Consider the following 16,254-nt stretch of genomic DNA (forward strand, 5'->3'; position numbering starts at 1 on the left):
GGGCGTGAAGAAGCTATCCTGGACCTTCATGCTTGCCGGGCTGATCCTGGGCCTGATGCTGGCCGTGCAGTTCCGCCTGGCCAGGGACGTGCAGGAGGTGCCTTCCATTAAGCAGACCCAGACCCTGGCCGCCGAGGTCGCCCAGGCTAGGAAGGAAAGGGACGACCTCCAGCGGCAGGTCAACGACCTGCGCGCGCAGTTGGACCAGGCCGCAGCCGGGCCGCGGGTGAAGGCCCTAAAGGAGGAGTTAAACCGGGTACGCATCCTGGCCGGCATGGTGGAAGTGGTGGGCCCGGGCGTGGAGGTCACCTTGAACGACAGCAACCGTGCCGCCAGGCCCGGGGAGAATCCCAACCTCTACGTCCTGCACGACGAGGACGTGCTGAAGATCATCAATGAGCTGAAAGCCGCCGGTGCGGAAGCCCTGGCCATAAACGGGCGGCGCCTGCTGGCCACCAGCGAGATCCGTTGTATCGGCCCGACCATACTTACCAACCGCAACCAGCGGCTCACCCCTCCCTTTGTCATTGCGGCCATCGGGGATCCGGACAACCTGATCGGCTCCCTGCGCATGCGGGGAGGGGTGGTGGAGCAGCTGCAGTTCTGGGGCATTCAGGTAGATATCAAGCGGGTGGAGCAACTGCGGATCCCCGCCTATGCCGGGGGTGTGCGCCTCGAGTACGCAAAGCCCGCTGGAGGGGAAGGTCAGTAAAGTGAAGTGGCCGACTTACTTGAGCCTCTCACTGGTGGCCATGATCCTGGGCGTGCTGTTGGTGTTTCAGTTCCGCGTGGTGCGCTACATCGAGCAGGGCGTGTCCCTGGGCCGCGTGCAGGAACTGACCGTTGAGCTCCGCCAGCTGGAGAAGGAAAAGTTAAAGCTGGCCGCAGAGGCCAGCGACCTCTCGGCAAAGCTGCAGCAGGCCGGCCAGGGCCAGGCGGAAGCCGAAAAAGCCCTGGAGGGGGAGCTGGAAAAGGCCAGGCTGCTGGCCGGCCTGGTGCCGGTCACCGGCCCCGGCGTTGAAGTGACCCTGGACAACCCCCCGGCAAACCGCGGCTGGGCCACCAGCCTTTACGTGATCCGCGACGAGGACCTCCTGCGGGTGGTCAACGAGCTGCGGGGCGCCGGGGCGGAGGCCATCTCCATTAACGGCCAGCGCATTGTGGCCACCAGCGAAATACGCTGGGCGGCGCCTTTCATCAACGTCAACCTGACCCGCTTGGTCCCCCCATACCACATCCTGGCCATAGGCAATCCCGGGAACTTGCGCAGCGCCCTGGAAATACCCGGGGGCCTGGTGGAGTATTTACAGGAGCTGGGGGTGCAGGTGAAAATACAGGCCCACGACCGCCTCACCGTGCCGGGCTACAACCGCCCGCTGGAGTTCCGCTATGCCAAACCGGTGGTGAAGGAGTGAAAAAATGTGGCTTGGCGTCTGGTTGACCCTGCTCGGCCTCATCCTGGGGGTCATCGTAGGGTTGAACATACCCATGGTTTTAACCAAAGCGCACGCTAAGTACCTTTCCGTAGCCGTCCTGGCGGCCCTTGACTCGGTCTTCGGTGGCGTGCGGGCGGCCATGGAGGAACACTTCGATCACACCATCTTTCTCTCCGGCTTTTTCGCCAACGCCCTGCTGGCCGCCGGGCTGGCCTACATCGGGGAGCGGCTGGGGATCGACCTCTACCTGGCGGCGGTGGTGGCCTTTGGCGTGAGGCTGTTCCAGAACCTGGCCATTATCCGCCGTCACCTGGTGCGGGGCATAAAGCGCGGTTAAGAAAAAAGGGGAAAAAGCTCTATTTGTGGAATTTTACTTGCCAGGAGGGGGGTACGGGCGTGGCCGTGAAGGTTGCCGTGGCCGGGCTGGATATCGGCACCTCCAGGGTGGTGGCAGCGGTGGCGAGATCTGCGGCTCCCGGGCGGAGCCCGGTGGTGGGCGCGTGCCCTTCCCTGGGAGTGCGCAAGGGCGTGGTGGTCGACGTGGACGGAGTGGCCCGGGCGGTTAGGCAGGCCGTGGACCTGGCCGCAAGGGCTGCAGGGGTGAGGGTGGACGCCGTCCACGTGGGCTTCTCCGGCCAGGGGGTCAATGTTTTAACCAGGCGCGCGGAGGTACCCTTGGGCCCGCAGGGCAGGGTGACTGCCGGTGATGTGGCGGACGCCCTCCAGATGCTGCGCTGTGCCGACGTGCCCCCCGGAAGGATAGTCTTACAGGTGCTGCCGGTGGAGTTTTCCCTTGACGGGGTTCCCTTCAAGGGGAACCCGGTAGGGCGCAGGTGCTCCCGCCTGGTCCTGGAAGCAAGGGTAATTACCGCCGATAGCCAGCTGGTTGAACGATTAATAGAGGGAGTGACTAAGGCGGGGCTCAAAGCGGTGGAGGTGATCCCCGGTCCCGTGGTGGCGGCGGAGGGCGTGCTGCGGGCGGCTGAGAAGGAACTGGGGGCGGCGCTGGTGGATATGGGGGGAGGCACCACCGCCGTGGCCCTGTTTAAGGGCGGTGCCCTCCGGGACATGGCCGTGATCCCCGTCGGGGGGGACCATATCACCGCCGACCTGGCCATCGGGCTGCGCACCTCCCTGGGGGAGGCGGAGGAAATAAAGCGGGGGCTGGGGCTGGAGCCCCGGGCAGGGGCGGGCCTGGCGGGAGAGAAAGGGCGGGATGCAGGGGGCGTTCCGGTGCGGGCCGGCACGCCGTTTCTTGCCGGGGACGGCCTGCAGGCCGCCGGGCAGATCGTGGCCTTCAGGGTGCAGGAAATCCTGGAACTCGTCCGGGAAACCCTGGGCCGGCTGGCGGGCGGGCCGGAGCTGCCGGGAGGGGTTGTGCTGTGCGGCGGCGGCTCCCTGCTGAGGGGGCTGGCCGAAAGGGCGCCCGGCGTGCTCGGCCTCCCGGTGCGGGTGGCGCAGGACCCGGACGTGCAGGCCGCCTGCTGGCTGGCCAGGCGTGCGGTAAAGAGGGCGGGCCTGGAGGGCAGGCGACGGCAGGGCATAGCTGCGGGTATTTTCGCCGCGTTCATCACCTAAGTTAGAGGAGGATGGCCGCCAATGCTTGATTTCGAACTGGAAAATGCCCAACTGGCCAACATAAAGGTGATCGGGGTGGGAGGGGCCGGGAACAACGCCGTTAACCGCATGATAGCCGCCGGGCTCAGGGGGGTGGAGTTCATTGCCGTCAACACCGATGCCCAGGCCCTCCAGCTGGCGCAGACGCCCCACAAGATCCAGATCGGGGCCAAGCTGACCAAGGGGCTAGGGGCAGGGGCCAACCCGGAGATCGGCCAGAAGGCTGCCGAGGAGAGCCGCGATGAAATCCTCCAGGCTTTAAAAGGGGCGGATATGGTTTTCGTCACGGCGGGGATGGGCGGGGGCACGGGTACCGGCGCGGCCCCCGTGGTGGCCGAAGTGGCCAAGGAGCTGGGAGCCCTGACGGTGGGAGTGGTGACCAAACCCTTTACTTTTGAAGGGCGCAAGCGGATGAGCCAGGCCGAGATGGGCATTCAAAACCTCCGGGGAAAGGTGGACACCCTCATCACCATTCCCAACGACCGCCTCCTGCAGGTCATCGACAAGCACACCTCCATCATTGAGGCCTTCCGCATAGCCGACGACGTGCTGCGGCAGGGCGTGCAGGGTATTTCCGACCTCATTGCCGTTCCCGGGCTAATCAACCTTGACTTCGCCGACGTGAAGACCATCATGAAGGACGCCGGCTCCGCCCTCATGGGCATAGGGGTGGCCAGCGGTGAAAACCGGGCCACGGAGGCCGCCCGCATGGCCATTTCCAGCCCCCTCTTGGAAACATCCATTGAAGGTGCCAAGGGGGTCCTTTTAAACATTACCGGCGGCTCCTCGCTGGGTCTCTTTGAGGTGAACGAAGCGGCGGAAATCATTGCCCAGGCCGCCGATCCCGAGGCCAACATCATTTTCGGGGCCGTTATTGACGAGCGCATGGAAGACGAGGTGAGGGTGACGGTTATTGCCACGGGCTTTGACCAGAAGGTAACCCGGCGGGAGCAGCGCGCCAAGGAGGAGCTGGAGTTCAAGCCCTTTGCCGCCCACGACGACCTGGATATTCCTGCCTTCCTGCGCCGCCGCACCTAGCCGCCCCCCTGCGGGGAAAAATAAAAGGGGAGGTGGCAGGATCCGTGGAGCACCCGCCCGGTGAGAAGGTAGTGGAGGTCAAGGAGAGCAAAAAAAGGGACGTGAACTTCATCAGGGGCACGCAGGTGTTGGTTGACCCCGAACGGGGGCCGGAAAATAAAAGAAAAAAGTTCAGGTTGCCCCGCAGGTAATGACATATTTTACCAGCCCGGAAGGATTATAATAGTTCCGGGTTTTTCTTTTGCCACCAGCGCTGTCATAACCACCTCAGGGCGGCCATATAATGGTAGGGGCGAGCCCGGGCTGGGGAGAGATTTCCTGTGGGCGGCTACGTGGTCTACGTCGACCAGGTGCTGGCGGGAAATTTGCTGCTCAATTACCTGCTTCTTTGGGTGGCGGGGCGGCTTTCCCGGGTGAGAGCGCCCCTTTACAGGCTCTGGCTTTCCAGCCTCTTGGGCAGCGTTTATTCCCTCCTCCTCTTTGTTCCCGGCTGCCAAGTTTTTTTCCTCTTGCCTTGCAAGGTGCTGGCCTCGGTGCTCATGGTTTTGCTGGCTTTCGCTCCCCTCTCCCTGCCCCGCTTTTTCAGTTGCCTAGCCCTTTTCTACCTGTCCTCCTTCATGCTGGGCGGCATATGGCTGGGCACGATTTACTTTTTGTACGCCGACTCCCGGAGTTTGAGCGCGGCGGGCCTGCTCGGGCTGGTGAGCCGTCACTACTGGACGGGACTGGTCCTGGCCCTGGCGGTTTTTGCGGGCGGCGGGGCGGCCCTGGCCCTCTGGCGGCACAGGTGGCGCAGCCGCGCCTGCCAGGTGGGCCTTGCGGTGGAGGTGGAAGGTTGCCGCGTGGAGCTGGAGGGTATGGTGGATACGGGCAACAGCCTGCGCGATCCCCTCACCGGTCACCCCGTGGTGGTGGTGGAGCGGGAGGCCCTCTGGCCCCTCCTGCCGCCCCCCATGCGGCTCCTGCTGGAGAAGGAGGGACGGGAGGAGGGGGCGGCGTTAATGCTGGGCCTGGCCGGGAGCAGCTGGGCAAGGCGCTTTTGCCTCATCCCTTTCCGCTCCTTGGGCACGGAGCGCGGCATGCTCCTGGGCTTCCGCCCCGACCTGGTGGAGGTGCGGCATGAGGGAGGGCGGTGCCAGTTCCGCGAGGTGGTCCTGGGGTTGTACGCGCGTCCGCTGGGAAACTGCCAGGCCCTTGTCCCTCTTGATTTGCTCGGCAACTAACTTGGCGAGGCGAGGTGGAAGGCAGATGGCGCTGTCGAGAATGTCCCGGCTGAAGTGGTGCGGCTACCTCTTGCTCGTGCGTTTCCTGGACTGCCTTGGCCTGCGGCGGGAGGTCTACTACGTGGGCAGCACGGAGGCCCTGCCGCCCCCGCTGTCCAACGACGAGGAGTCCTTCCTCCTGCACAGGCTGGAAGCCGGGGACAACGCCGTCAGGACGGTGCTCATTGAGCGCAACCTGCGCCTGGTGGTATATATTGCACGCAAGTTTGAAAATTCCGGCGTGAACATCGAGGACCTGGTTTCCATAGGGACTATAGGCCTGATTAAGGCGGTCAATACCTTTGACCCCTCCAAGAAGATTAAGCTGGCCACCTATGCCTCCCGCTGCATAGAAAACGAAATACTCATGTACCTGCGCCGCAACAACAAAACCAGGGCGGAGATTTCCTTTGACGAGCCGTTAAACGTGGACTGGGACGGCAACGAGCTCCTGCTTTCCGACGTGCTGGGCACGGACAACGACATCATCTACAAGAACCTCGAGGAAGAAATCGACAGGAAGCTCCTGCACGCGGCGCTGAACAAGCTGAGCGGGCGGGAGCGGCGGATCATGGAGCTGCGCTTCGGCCTGGACAACGGCATTGAAAGGACGCAAAAGGAGGTGGCCGACATGCTGGGGATCTCCCAGTCGTACATTTCCAGGCTGGAGAAAAAGATCATCAAGCGCCTGCAAAAGGAAATTCACCGGCTGGATTGAGCCGCTCTTTTGATGTATAAAGGCCGGGGGAGGGGGTAATAATTGAACTGCGGCCATGCAAAGACCTCCCGGCAAGGGGTGACGGCTTTTCATGGTGACAAACAAGGTGGAAATTTGCGGGGTCAATACCTCCAAGCTACCCGTACTCACGGGAGCGCAGATGAGGCAACTCTTTGAAGCCATGAGAAACGGCGACCAGGAAGCCCGCACCCAGCTGATCAACGGCAACCTGCGCCTGGTGCTGAGCGTGATCCAGCGCTTCACCAACCGGGGCGAGTACATGGACGACCTCTTTCAGGTGGGCTGCATCGGGCTGATCAAGGCCATAGACAACTTCGACCTATTCCAGAACGTCAAGTTTTCCACCTACGCCGTCCCCATGATCATCGGCGAGATTCGCCGCTACCTGCGCGACAACAACCCCATCCGCGTCAGCCGCTCGCTGCGGGACATAGCCTACAAGGCCCTGCAGGTGCGGGACAGCCTCGTCAACAAGTATTCCCGGGAGCCGTCCATTAACGAGATTGCCGGCGAGCTGAACCTCCCCCGCGAGGAGGTTGTTTTTGCCCTAGACGCCATCCAGGAGCCCATTTCCCTCTTCGAGCCCATTTACCACGACGGCGGGGACCCCATATACGTGATGGACCAGATCAGCGACGAGAAAAACCAGGACCAGAACTGGCTGGAGGGCATCGCCATTAAGGATGCCCTGGGGAAGCTCAGCGAACGGGAGAAGCTGATCCTGACCCTGAGGTTTTTTGAGGGCAAGACGCAGATGGAGGTGGCGGAGGAAATAGGCATCTCCCAGGCCCAGGTTTCCCGGCTGGAAAAGGCTGCCCTCCACAACATGCGCAAGTACCTGTAGGGGCGCACCTTTGCCGAGCCCCGCCATGAGAGGCCGCGAAAAAGCGGCTTTTTTGTTTGAAACGGTTTAAGCACCGGGGAAAAAGTCAAAACTAGGAGTAAAAGCTCTACCGGAGGAAAAACGGGCCTTTGATGCGCGGTAAAGGAAAAATGGTGCTCGTCATCTCCCTGGTGCTGGCGCTTTTAGCGGGAGCCGGTGCAGGGGCGCTTGGTGAGCGGCCCTCTCATCCCGTTTGCGGCCTCATCCGCCTCCATGTGCTGGCCAACAGCGACAGCCCCGTCGACCAGGCCCTCAAGCTGCGGGTGAGGGACGCCGTGGTCGGCAGCACGGCGCCGCTGTTCCGGCAAGCCCGCACGCCCGCCGAGGCGAGAGAAATCGCCCTGGCCAACCTGGAGCTGATCCGGGAGGTAGCCGAGAGGGAGGTGCGCGCCGCCGGCAAGGACTACCCGGTTACCGTCTCCTGGGGCCGCTACCGTTTTCCGGAACGGACCTACCCCTCGCCCGCAGGCAGCCTTACCCTCCCGGAGGGGGATTACGAGGCAGTGCGCATAGTGCTGGGGAGGGGGGAGGGAGCCAACTGGTGGTGCGTGCTCTTCCCGCCCCTGTGCTTTGTGGACTTCCGGCCCGGCGGTTCGGGTAGCGCCCTGCCGGGGGATCCCGGCGGCAGCGTGCCCCTGGGCGGGGCGGACCACCAGCCGGCCTTCAAATGGCTGGACGGGCCGGGAGTGGTGCGCGTCCCCGCGCCGGCGGGGGGAGCGGTGGAGTTCCGGATACGGCTGGCGGAGGTGCTGGGCGGCTCCGGCGGGCGCCTGAAGCACCCCCCGGGCAGCTAGTGTTCTCCCGGCCCCCGGCGGCATATAATATGTCAGGGGGTGCGGGCCATGGTAAAGGTATCGGACCTGCGGATGCGGGAGGTAATTAACATTGCAGACGGGCGGCGCCTGGGGCCCATTAAGGACATCGACATCGACCTGGAGGGGGGAAAGGTGAGCGCCATCATCCTCCCCGGCCAGGGCAGCCGCCTGCTGGGCCTCTTTGGGCGGGAGGAAGAAATTGTGGTCCCCTGGCACAAGATCAAGAAAATAGGCCTGGACGTGATCCTCGTGGACCTGCGGGAAATTACCGAGGTGGGCCCTAGGTAAAAACTAAAATCTGCTTAGGTTGGACAAGCAAGCCTGCAAAAAGTGGCGGAAATAGGCCCTGAGCTACATCGGGGCCTTTTGCTTTTGGTCACAAAATATTGTAGAATGAACTCAACAACCATACAAATAGTTGGTGAAATGGGGTGCGCTGTCCCTTTTGCGGTACTCCGGACACCCGCGTGCTGGACTCCCGGGCGGCGGAAGAGGGTTACTCCGTGCGCCGCCGGCGGGAGTGCGGCGCCTGCGGCCGCAGGTTTACCACCTACGAGCGGGTGGACGAGCCCCCGCTGGTGGTGGTGAAGAAGGACGGCCGGCGGGAGGCCTTTAACCGCCACAAGCTCCTGGCCGGGCTGGTCAAGGCCTGCCAGAAGCGCCCCATTTCCATGTCCGTCCTGGAGTCCCTGGTGGACGAGGTGGAGCGGTCCCTGCGCAGCACGGCGGAGCTGGAAATTCACAGCCACCAGATCGGCGAGATGGTCATGGAGCGCCTGCGCGCCTTAGACGGGGTGGCTTACGTGCGCTTTGCCTCGGTCTACCGGGAGTTCCGGGACGCCAGGGAGTTCGTGCAGGAAGTTGAGCGCCTCACGCAGGGGGGCGCCGGCGAGGGTACATAGCGTGAGGAGGGTACCGGGATGTTTAAGGTCATCCGCAAGCGCGACGGGCGGGAAGTGCCCTTTGACGAGACCAAGATCACCGACGCCATCTTTAAAGCGGCGCGGGCCGTGGGCGGTGAAGACCGCCAGCGGGCCATGGAGCTGACCATTGAAGTCTTAAAAATGCTCAAGAAGAAGTACAACGGCCAGGTCTTCAGCGTGGAAGACGTGCAGGACGTGGTGGAAAAGGTGCTCATTGAGGCCGGGCACGCCCGCACGGCCAAGGCCTACATCCTGTACCGGGACAAACGCACCCGCATCAGGGAAGCCAAGAGCGAGCTCATGGATGCGGTGGAGGAGATCTTAAAGGAAACCAACCGCGAAAACGCCAACGTTGGCAACTCGCCCAGCGCCAAGATGCTGCAGATTGCCAGCGCGGCCAGCAAGAAGTATTACCTCACGCGGCTTTTAGACGAGGATTTTTCCGCGGCGCACCTCCGGGGGGACATTCACATCCACGACCTGGAGTGGTACGCCAAGACCATAAACTGCCTGCAGATCCCCCTGGACAGGCTGCTGACCAACGGCTTTAACACCGGCCACGGGTACATAAGGCCACCCCGGCGGCCCGCTTCCGCCGCCGCCCTGGCGGCCATCATCCTGCAGAGCTCGCAAAACGATATGTTCGGGGGCCAGTCCTTCCCCTTTTTCGACCGGCAGATGGCCCCCTTTGTGGAAGGCGCCGACGAAAACGAGGTCTTCCAGGCCATGGAGGCCCTGGTCTATAACCTCAACTCCATGCACTCGCGGGCCGGCAGCCAGGTGCCCTTTTCCAGCATCAACCTGGGCACCGATACCTCGGAGGCCGGGCGCAGGGTGACGAGGAACCTGCTCCTGGCCTATGAGGCCGGGCTGGGGCGCGGGGAAAACCCTATTTTCCCCAACATCATCTTCCGGCTGAAAAAGGGCGTTAACTTCGAGCCCGGCGACCCCAACTACGACCTCTTCCAGCTGGCCATCCGGGTGGCCAGCAGGAGGCTCAACCCCACCTTTTCCTTCATGGACGCCTCCTTTAACGCCCCCTACGGCGACCAGGTGTCCTACATGGGCTGCCGCAGCAGGGTCATGGCCAACCGGAGGGGGCCCGAGGTGACGCCGGGAAGGGGCAACCTCTCCTTCACCACCATAAACCTGCCCCGCCTGGGCCTAAAAGCCGAGCGCAACGTGAAGAGGTTCTACCAGCTCCTGGATGAAATGCTCGGGCTGGTCATCCGCCAGCTCTACCACCGCTTCCGGGTGCAGGCCAGGCTCAGGGTTAAGGACCTGCCCTTTGTCATGGGGCAGGGGCTTTACCTGGGCTCGGAGGGGCTGCGGGAAGAGGACTCCATCGAGCCGGCCATCGTCAACGGCACCCTGGCCGTGGGCTTCATCGGCCTGGCAGAAACCCTTGTGGCGTTAACTGGGTACCACCACGGCCAGAGCAGGGAGGCCCAGGAGCTGGGGCTGGAGATAGTGTCCTTCATGCGCCGGAAGGTAGACGAGGCGTGCGAGGAGTACAATTTAAACTACACCCTCCTGGCCACCCCGGCGGAGGGCCTCTGCGGGCGCTTTGTGAAGCTCGACCGCCAGGAGTTCGGCATCGTGCCCGGCGTCACCGACCGGGACTACTACACCAACTCCTTCCACATCCCGGTTTACTACCCCATCAGCAGCTTCGACAAGATCAGCCTGGAGGGGCCGTACCACAAGTTCTGCAATGCCGGGCACATCAGCTACGTGGAGCTGGCTTCCCCGCCGCTGGCCAACCCGGAGGCCGTGGAGGCCATCCTCCGGCACATGGCCGCCTGCGACATGGGCTACGCGGGCATAAATTATCCGGTGGACTTCTGCATGATGTGCAACTTCACGGGGGTAATCCACGAGAGCACGTGCCCCCGCTGCGGTTCGGCATCCATCAGGCGGGTGCGGCGGATTACCGGCTACCTCTCCACCGTGGACCGCTTTAACGACGGCAAGGTGGCCGAGCTAAACGACCGCCTGCCCCACAGCTTGAGCTAGTTAGAAGGTGTGCGTATGTTCCTGCGCGTGGCCGGGATCGTAAAGGAGAGCGTGGTTGACGGGCCGGGGCTGCGGCTGGTGGTTTTCACGCAGGGCTGTTCCAGGCGCTGCCCCGGCTGCCACAACCCCCACACCTGGGACCCTGAAGGCGGTTCGGAGGTGGCGGTGGAAGAAATCGTTTCCATGGTAAAACAAAACCCCCTTTTAAGGGGGGTCACCCTTTCCGGGGGTGAGCCCTTTGCCCAGGCCGCACCCCTGGCCTGCCTGGCCCGTAAGGTGCGGGAGCTGGGCAAGGACGTCGTCACCTATACCGGCTACACCTGGGAGGAGCTGGTGGAGCTGGCCCGGGGCGACCCGGCAGTGAGGGACCTCCTGGAGCTCTCGCACTACGTGGTGGACGGCCCGTTTATAAGGGAACTGCACGATCCCGCCCTGCCGTTCCGCGGCTCCGCCAACCAGCGCATCATCGATGTGGCCGCCTCCCTGGCCAGGGGGGAAGTGGTCCTGGCCGGCTGGGGATAGGCGAGAAGCGGGCCAGCGCGCCCGCCTTTTTGTTACCTGCAGGTGGCGCAGCTCTTTCCCGCGCAGCCGCTGCAGCCGCTTGAAGCGGTGGAGCCGCCGTTATCCCTGCTCCCGCCCAGGGCGGCAAAGCTGCTCAGCAGGCGCTCGGCCCCTACGGCCCGGCAGGACGGGCACTCCTGGGCCTCGCCGCTTTCCCCCACGGCGCACAGCTTTTCAAAGCGGTGGCCGCAGCGGCGGCAGCGAAATTCGTAAATGGGCATATGCGACACTCCCTTCGCGCCCTTATGGTGGGCTTGTGTGCCTTTAGGCGATTTAAATTATACTACCGCGCGCCTGCGGCGGCAATTGCCCGGCCGTTACAACATATTGTTAGGAGGTATGCCTGTGCGCGTGCGCTTTCTGGGTGCTGCCCAAACGGTTACCGGCTCCTGCTTCCTCCTGGAAGCCGGATACCTGCGCCTGATGGTGGACTGCGGCATGTTCCAGGGCCCGCGGGAGCTGCGCGAGCGCAACTACAGCCCCTTTGCCGTGGACCCCGGCACCGTGGACTACGTCCTGCTCACCCACGCCCACATCGACCACAGCGGATTGCTCCCCAAGCTGGTCAAGCGGGGCTTCCGGGGCAAGATCCTGGCCACGCCGGCCACCGTGGACCTCTGCGCCGTAATGCTCCCCGACAGTGGCCACATCCAGGAGATGGAGGTGGAGAGGCTGAACCGCAAGGCGCAGCGGGCCGGACGCCCCCTGGTGGAGCCCATCTACACCGTGGAGGACGCCCACCGGGCCATGGAGTTTTTCCGGCCCGTGGAGTACGGGGAGACGGTCCGCTTAACACCGGAAATTTCCGTGCGCTTCCTAGATGCCGGCCACATCCTGGGCTCGGCCATGGTGGAGGTCGAGGTACGCGAGGGCGGGCAAGCCGTGAGGCTTGTGTTCAGCGGCGACCTGGGAGGGAAAGGGCGTCCTTTTGTGCGGGACCCCGCGCCGGTAAAAGAGGCCGACTTCCTGTTTATGGAATCTACCTACGGGGACCGATTGCGCCCCCAAGAAGATCGCTTAAAGGCGCTGGAGGAAGTTGTTTTTGAAACCTACCGCAAGGGCGGCAATTTGATCATCCCGGCCTTTGCCGTGGAGCGGACACAGGACTTAATTTACGACTTTCACCTCTTAATTAACAGCGGACGCTTCCCGCCGATGAAAATATACATTGACAGCCCTATGGCTACGGCGGTAACGGAGACTTTTAAAAAGTACACCTGCTACTACGACGAGGAAGCAAGTCAGTTAATCAATCAAGACAAGAACCCCCTAAATATGGAAGTGCTCCACTTTGCCCGCACCCGGGAAGAGTCCATGGCCTTAAACGCCATTAAGGGCGGGGCCATCATCATTGCCGCCAGCGGCATGTGCGAGGCGGGGCGCATCAAGCACCACCTGAAGCACAACCTGTGGCGGCCCGAATGCACGGTGCTCTTTGTGGGCTACCAGGCGCCGGGCACCAAGGGGCGCCGCATTAAGGACGGGGCAAAGTTCGTGCGCATTCACGGGGAGGAAATAGCCGTGAAGGCCGCGGTGCGGAGCATTGAGGGCTACTCCACGCACGCCGACCAGGCGGAGATCCTGGAGTGGCTGGGGAACCTGCAGAAGCCCCCGTTGCGCCTCTTCCTGGTGCACGGCGAGCCGGCGTCCCTGGCCGCCCTGGCCGCCGAAATCCGCCGGCGCTACGGCTTCGAGGTGCACGTCCCCGCCCTGGGGGAAGAGGTGCTCCTCACCCCGGTGCCGCCGGCCGAGGAGGAGGAGATCCGCCGCCTCCACGCCGAGGTGAGCGCGCGCCTGCAGGAGTTGCTGGCCGCCGGGCGGGGGCGCGAGTTTTACGGGGACATCTCCGCGCGCTTAAAGGGGCTTTTTACCCTGCTCGAGGCCGTCCCCGGAGAGGGCAAAAATTCCGACGTTGCCCGGGACGCAAAGCCGCGGCTATAATTTAAGGTGAAGCCGGGCCCCGGCCCTGCCGCGCGGCTTTTTAGGGCGGCGGCCCGGGGCAGGAAAATTACCGGGGGGCATGGTGCGGTTGCCGGCCTTTAGGTGGCAGGAGGAAGGGGAGGTAAAGTACCTGGTCTTTGAACATTTTGGGCGCACGGGCCTGGTAGCCCACGGCTTTACCTCCCGCCACGGGGGCGTGAGTGCGGGGGAATACGCCACCTTGAACCTGGCCTTTCACGTGGGCGACGACCCACAGCGGGTGCTGGCAAACCGCGAAATAGCCTGCCGCGCCCTGGGCATAAACCCGGCGCACCTGGTGGCCGGAGAGCAGGTGCACGGCGCCAACGTGGCGGTGGTGGGCAAGGGGGAGCGCGGGCGGGGCGCCACCTCGCCGGAGGGCGCCCTGCCGGCCACCGACGCCTTGGTTACCGCGGAGCCCCTGGTGCCCCTCTCTGCCTACTTTGCCGACTGCGTGCCCGTCTTCCTTCTGGACCCGTTGAGGGGAGTGGCGGGGCTGGCCCACGCCGGCTGGAGGGGCACCTGCCTGGGCGTTGCCGCCAGGACGGTGAAAGCGATGTGCCGCCGCTTCGGCAGCCGGCCCGCGGACCTCCTGGCCGCCATCGGCCCGGCAATAGGCCCCTGCTGCTACCAGGTGGGCGAGGACGTGGCCGGGAGAGTACGGGAGTCCCTTTCCTCCTGGCCGGAGTTGCTTGTTCCCGGCGGCCCCGGGAAGTGGCACCTCGACCTCCGGGAGGCCAACCGCAGGCTCCTGCTGGAAGCGGGCCTTGATCCCGCAAACATTGCCGTGGCAGAGCTGTGCACTTGCTGCCGGCAAGACCTCTTCTTTTCCCACCGCGGGAGCCGGGGACGCACGGGGAGGATGGCCGCTTTCATCATGCTGCGCTGACGGCAGCCAGGGGAGGGAGGACAGTGGCCAAGATACTGGTGGTGGACGACGAGGAGCATATTGTGGAGCTGATCCGCTTTAACCTGGAAAGAGAAGGCTACCAGGTCATTGCCGCACGGGACGGGCACGGGGCGCTCGAGCTGGCCCGCTCCCAGCTGCCGGATCTCATTGTGCTGGACATCATGCTGCCGGGCCAGGACGGACTGGCGGTTTGCCGCGCCCTGCAGCAAGACGAGCACACCCGGCAGATACCCATCATTATGGTCAGCGCCCGGGGTGAAGAAGTGGACAGGGTCTTGGGGCTGGAAATGGGGGCCGATGACTACCTCACCAAGCCCTTTAGCCCCCGCGAGCTAGTGGCCCGCGTCAAGGCCCGCCTGCGCCGGGCCTCCGGCGGAAAGAAGGAGCGGTCTGCGGGAAAGCTGGTGCGGGGGCGGCTGGTTATCGACCAGGAGCGCTTCATGGTTACCGTGGACGGCATCAGGCAGGACCTCACGCCCAAAGAGTTCGAGCTCCTGCGCCTTTTGGCCAGCGAACCCGGAAAGGTTTTTACCCGCGAGTACCTGCTGGAGCAGATCTGGGGGTACGATTACACGGGTGATTCGCGCACCGTGGACGTGCACATACGCCACATACGCCAGAAATTCGAGCAGTTGCCCGGATCGCCCCAGTTCATTGAAACCGTGCGCGGCGTGGGCTACCGCTTCCGGGAGGTGCCTTGAAGGTGAGCCCTGGGTTCTTTAAAGGCATATCCTGGCGGCCGGTAGCCAGCTATTTTTTCCTCGTCCTGATCTTCTCCGCCCTCCTGCAGCTGTACGCCTACAAGAAGCTGAGCTTTGCCGCCGCGCTGCTCATCGTCCTGCCCCTCTCCACGCTGCTTGCCTGGCTGCTCTACCGGAGGGTCATCGAGCCGCTAAGAGAGATCACCGCGGCGGCGGGGAGCATTGCCCGGGGGGACCTGAGCCGGGAGCTGCACATATACTCCGAGGACGAGATCGGCGAGCTGGCCCGCAGCATCAACGAAATGGCCGGCCAGCTGCGCCGCACCATAGAGCTCGTTTCCGGGGAAAGGAACCGCATGCGGGCCATCCTGGACAGCATGGCCGACGGCGTCATCGCCCTGGACAGCGAGGGGCGGGTCCTGCTGGTCAACCCGGTCATAGAAGAGGTGTTCGGCATCAGGGGGGAGGCCTGCCAGGGGAAGGGCCTCCTGGAGGTGGTGCGCAATTACGACGTGGAGCGCGTCCTGCAGCGGGCCTTGAAGACGCAGGAGCCCGTGGTGCAGGAGGTGAAGGTCGTCGGCGCCGGCCCGGAGGCGCGCGTCTTCCGCATCCACGCCACGCCCTTAAAGGAAGCGGGCCGGGAAAGCGGGGGGGTGGTGGCGGTGATGCGCGACATCACCGAGCGCAAGAAGCTCGAGCAGATGCGCACGGAGTTTGTGGCCAACGTGTCCCACGAGCTGCGCACGCCGCTCACCTCCTTAAAAGGTTTTTTAGAAACGCTGCTGGAAGGGGCTGCCGACGACCCTGATACCTGCCGCCGCTTTTTAAAGATCATGCAGGAGGAAACCGAGCGCCTTACCCGCCTCATTGACGACCTCCTCCACCTCTCCAAAATTGAGGAGCGGCGCGTGGTGCACCGCTGGCAGCCGGTGGATATTCACGCCGTGATCCACCGCGTGGTTTCCCTCTTCCACCCGCAGGCCGCGGAAAAGGGGGTCGCCCTCGAGGCCGTGGTACCTGCAGACCTCCCCGGCGTCTACGGCGACCCCGACCTGCTGGCCCAGGTGCTCATCAACCTGGTGGACAACGCCGTGAAGTACACGCCCGCCGGGGGCAGGGTCACCGTGCGGGCGAGGGAGGAAAAGGGCGGGCTGCGGGTGGAGGTGGAGGACACCGGGATCGGCATTCCCCCGGAGAGCCTGCCGCGGGTGTTCGAGCGCTTTTACCGTGTGGACAAGGCGCGCTCCCGGGAGCTGGGGGGAGTGGGCATCGGCCTGGCCATTGTCAAGCACATCGTGCGCGCCCACGGCGGAAAAATAGGCGTGGAGAGCACGCCCGGCAGGGGCAGCCTGTTTTACTTCACCCTGCCCGCAGACGAGGGGACGTCAGAGTGA

General features: G+C 63.9%; 19 protein-coding genes. 18 read left to right on the top strand and 1 reads right to left on the bottom strand.

Annotated features, from left to right (window positions below; all coding sequences use genetic code 11):
• Positions 1-4: 4 nt before the first annotated feature.
• From G454_RS0102555 to nrdG, 14 genes are all read left to right on the top strand, one after another.
• Positions 5-712, top strand: a complete 708-nt coding sequence (locus G454_RS0102555; RefSeq protein WP_245574287.1) for a DUF881 domain-containing protein — start codon at positions 5-7, stop codon at positions 710-712.
• Between the two features lies 1 nt (position 713).
• Positions 714-1,415, top strand: coding sequence for a DUF881 domain-containing protein (locus tag G454_RS0102560; RefSeq protein WP_027717337.1), 702 nt, complete (start codon positions 714-716; stop codon positions 1,413-1,415).
• A 4-nt stretch (positions 1,416-1,419) separates the two neighbouring features.
• On the top strand, positions 1,420-1,773 hold the full coding sequence (locus tag G454_RS0102565) for a small basic family protein (protein ID WP_027717338.1): 354 nt from the start codon (positions 1,420-1,422) through the stop codon (positions 1,771-1,773).
• A gap of 59 nt (positions 1,774-1,832) precedes the next feature.
• Positions 1,833-3,014: a cell division protein FtsA gene (gene ftsA, locus G454_RS0102570; protein WP_027717339.1), complete on the top strand. Its 1,182-nt coding sequence runs from the start codon at positions 1,833-1,835 to the stop codon at positions 3,012-3,014.
• Between the two features lie 21 nt (positions 3,015-3,035).
• A complete protein-coding gene (gene ftsZ, locus G454_RS0102575) occupies positions 3,036-4,091 on the top strand; it encodes a cell division protein FtsZ (RefSeq protein WP_027717340.1) in 1,056 nt (351 codons plus the stop codon).
• A gap of 44 nt (positions 4,092-4,135) precedes the next feature.
• Positions 4,136-4,282, top strand: coding sequence for a hypothetical protein (locus G454_RS21260; RefSeq protein ID WP_156896621.1), 147 nt, complete (start codon positions 4,136-4,138; stop codon positions 4,280-4,282).
• A 129-nt stretch (positions 4,283-4,411) separates the two neighbouring features.
• Positions 4,412-5,314, top strand: a complete 903-nt coding sequence (locus G454_RS0102585; RefSeq protein WP_027717341.1) for a sigma-E processing peptidase SpoIIGA — start codon at positions 4,412-4,414, stop codon at positions 5,312-5,314.
• Positions 5,315-5,339: 25 nt separating this feature from the next.
• Positions 5,340-6,071 (top strand): RNA polymerase sporulation sigma factor SigE, encoded by a 732-nt coding sequence (gene sigE / locus G454_RS0102590; RefSeq protein WP_156896622.1) that lies wholly within the window; start codon positions 5,340-5,342, stop codon positions 6,069-6,071.
• A gap of 94 nt (positions 6,072-6,165) precedes the next feature.
• Complete coding sequence (gene sigG / locus G454_RS0102595) at positions 6,166-6,936, top strand: RNA polymerase sporulation sigma factor SigG (protein ID WP_211229915.1); 771 nt, start codon at positions 6,166-6,168, stop codon at positions 6,934-6,936.
• A gap of 131 nt (positions 6,937-7,067) precedes the next feature.
• Positions 7,068-7,769 carry a stage II sporulation protein R gene (gene spoIIR, locus G454_RS17385; RefSeq protein WP_084413200.1) on the top strand — a complete coding sequence of 234 codons (702 nt, stop codon included), beginning with the start codon at positions 7,068-7,070 and terminating at the stop codon, positions 7,767-7,769.
• A 48-nt stretch (positions 7,770-7,817) separates the two neighbouring features.
• The gene (locus G454_RS0102605) at positions 7,818-8,078 is read left to right on the top strand and encodes a YlmC/YmxH family sporulation protein (RefSeq protein WP_027717344.1); all 261 of its coding nucleotides are present in this window, start codon (positions 7,818-7,820) and stop codon (positions 8,076-8,078) included.
• Positions 8,079-8,221: 143 nt separating this feature from the next.
• Positions 8,222-8,692 (top strand): transcriptional regulator NrdR, encoded by a 471-nt coding sequence (gene nrdR, locus G454_RS0102610; protein WP_027717345.1) that lies wholly within the window; start codon positions 8,222-8,224, stop codon positions 8,690-8,692.
• An 18-nt stretch (positions 8,693-8,710) separates the two neighbouring features.
• Positions 8,711-10,729, top strand: a complete 2,019-nt coding sequence (nrdD, locus tag G454_RS0102615) for an anaerobic ribonucleoside-triphosphate reductase (protein ID WP_027717346.1) — start codon at positions 8,711-8,713, stop codon at positions 10,727-10,729.
• 15 nt (positions 10,730-10,744) lie between these two features.
• Positions 10,745-11,251, top strand: a complete 507-nt coding sequence (gene nrdG / locus G454_RS0102620; protein ID WP_027717347.1) for an anaerobic ribonucleoside-triphosphate reductase activating protein — start codon at positions 10,745-10,747, stop codon at positions 11,249-11,251.
• A 32-nt stretch (positions 11,252-11,283) separates the two neighbouring features.
• Here nrdG and G454_RS0102625 read toward each other — a convergent pair whose 3' ends face one another.
• Entirely contained in the window at positions 11,284-11,511 is a 228-nt protein-coding gene (locus tag G454_RS0102625) for an FmdB family zinc ribbon protein (protein ID WP_027717348.1), read from the bottom strand.
• 124 nt (positions 11,512-11,635) lie between these two features.
• Between G454_RS0102625 and G454_RS17390 the strand changes: the two genes are divergently transcribed.
• From G454_RS17390 to pnpS, 4 genes are all read left to right on the top strand, one after another.
• On the top strand, positions 11,636-13,231 hold the full coding sequence (locus tag G454_RS17390) for an MBL fold metallo-hydrolase RNA specificity domain-containing protein (RefSeq protein WP_051275787.1): 1,596 nt from the start codon (positions 11,636-11,638) through the stop codon (positions 13,229-13,231).
• An 88-nt stretch (positions 13,232-13,319) separates the two neighbouring features.
• Complete coding sequence (pgeF, locus tag G454_RS0102635; protein WP_027717349.1) at positions 13,320-14,138, top strand: peptidoglycan editing factor PgeF; 819 nt, start codon at positions 13,320-13,322, stop codon at positions 14,136-14,138.
• A gap of 23 nt (positions 14,139-14,161) precedes the next feature.
• Positions 14,162-14,860 (top strand): response regulator transcription factor, encoded by a 699-nt coding sequence (locus tag G454_RS0102640; protein ID WP_027717350.1) that lies wholly within the window; start codon positions 14,162-14,164, stop codon positions 14,858-14,860.
• A gap of 2 nt (positions 14,861-14,862) precedes the next feature.
• Entirely contained in the window at positions 14,863-16,254 is a 1,392-nt protein-coding gene (pnpS, locus tag G454_RS0102645) for a two-component system histidine kinase PnpS (protein ID WP_035106612.1), read from the top strand.

Source organism: Desulfovirgula thermocuniculi DSM 16036, from assembly GCF_000429345.1.
In the GTDB taxonomy this organism is placed as follows: domain Bacteria; phylum Bacillota; class Desulfotomaculia; order Desulfotomaculales; family Desulfovirgulaceae; genus Desulfovirgula; species Desulfovirgula thermocuniculi.

Bases quoted from the DNA above. Each gene is read 5' to 3' on its own strand.
- G454_RS0102565 (WP_027717338.1), top strand. From the start codon at position 1,420: ATGTGGCTTGGCGTCTGGTTGACCCTGCTCGGCCTCATCCTGGGGGTC.
- ftsZ (WP_027717340.1), top strand. From the start codon at position 3,036: ATGCTTGATTTCGAACTGGAAAATGCCCAACTGGCCAACATAAAGGTG.
- sigE (WP_156896622.1), top strand. From the start codon at position 5,340: ATGGCGCTGTCGAGAATGTCCCGGCTGAAGTGGTGCGGCTACCTCTTG.
- spoIIR (WP_084413200.1), top strand. From the start codon at position 7,068: ATGCGCGGTAAAGGAAAAATGGTGCTCGTCATCTCCCTGGTGCTGGCG.
- G454_RS0102605 (WP_027717344.1), top strand. From the start codon at position 7,818: ATGGTAAAGGTATCGGACCTGCGGATGCGGGAGGTAATTAACATTGCA.
- nrdD (WP_027717346.1), top strand. From the start codon at position 8,711: ATGTTTAAGGTCATCCGCAAGCGCGACGGGCGGGAAGTGCCCTTTGAC.
- nrdG (WP_027717347.1), top strand. From the start codon at position 10,745: ATGTTCCTGCGCGTGGCCGGGATCGTAAAGGAGAGCGTGGTTGACGGG.
- G454_RS0102625 (WP_027717348.1), bottom strand. From the start codon at position 11,511: ATGCCCATTTACGAATTTCGCTGCCGCCGCTGCGGCCACCGCTTTGAA.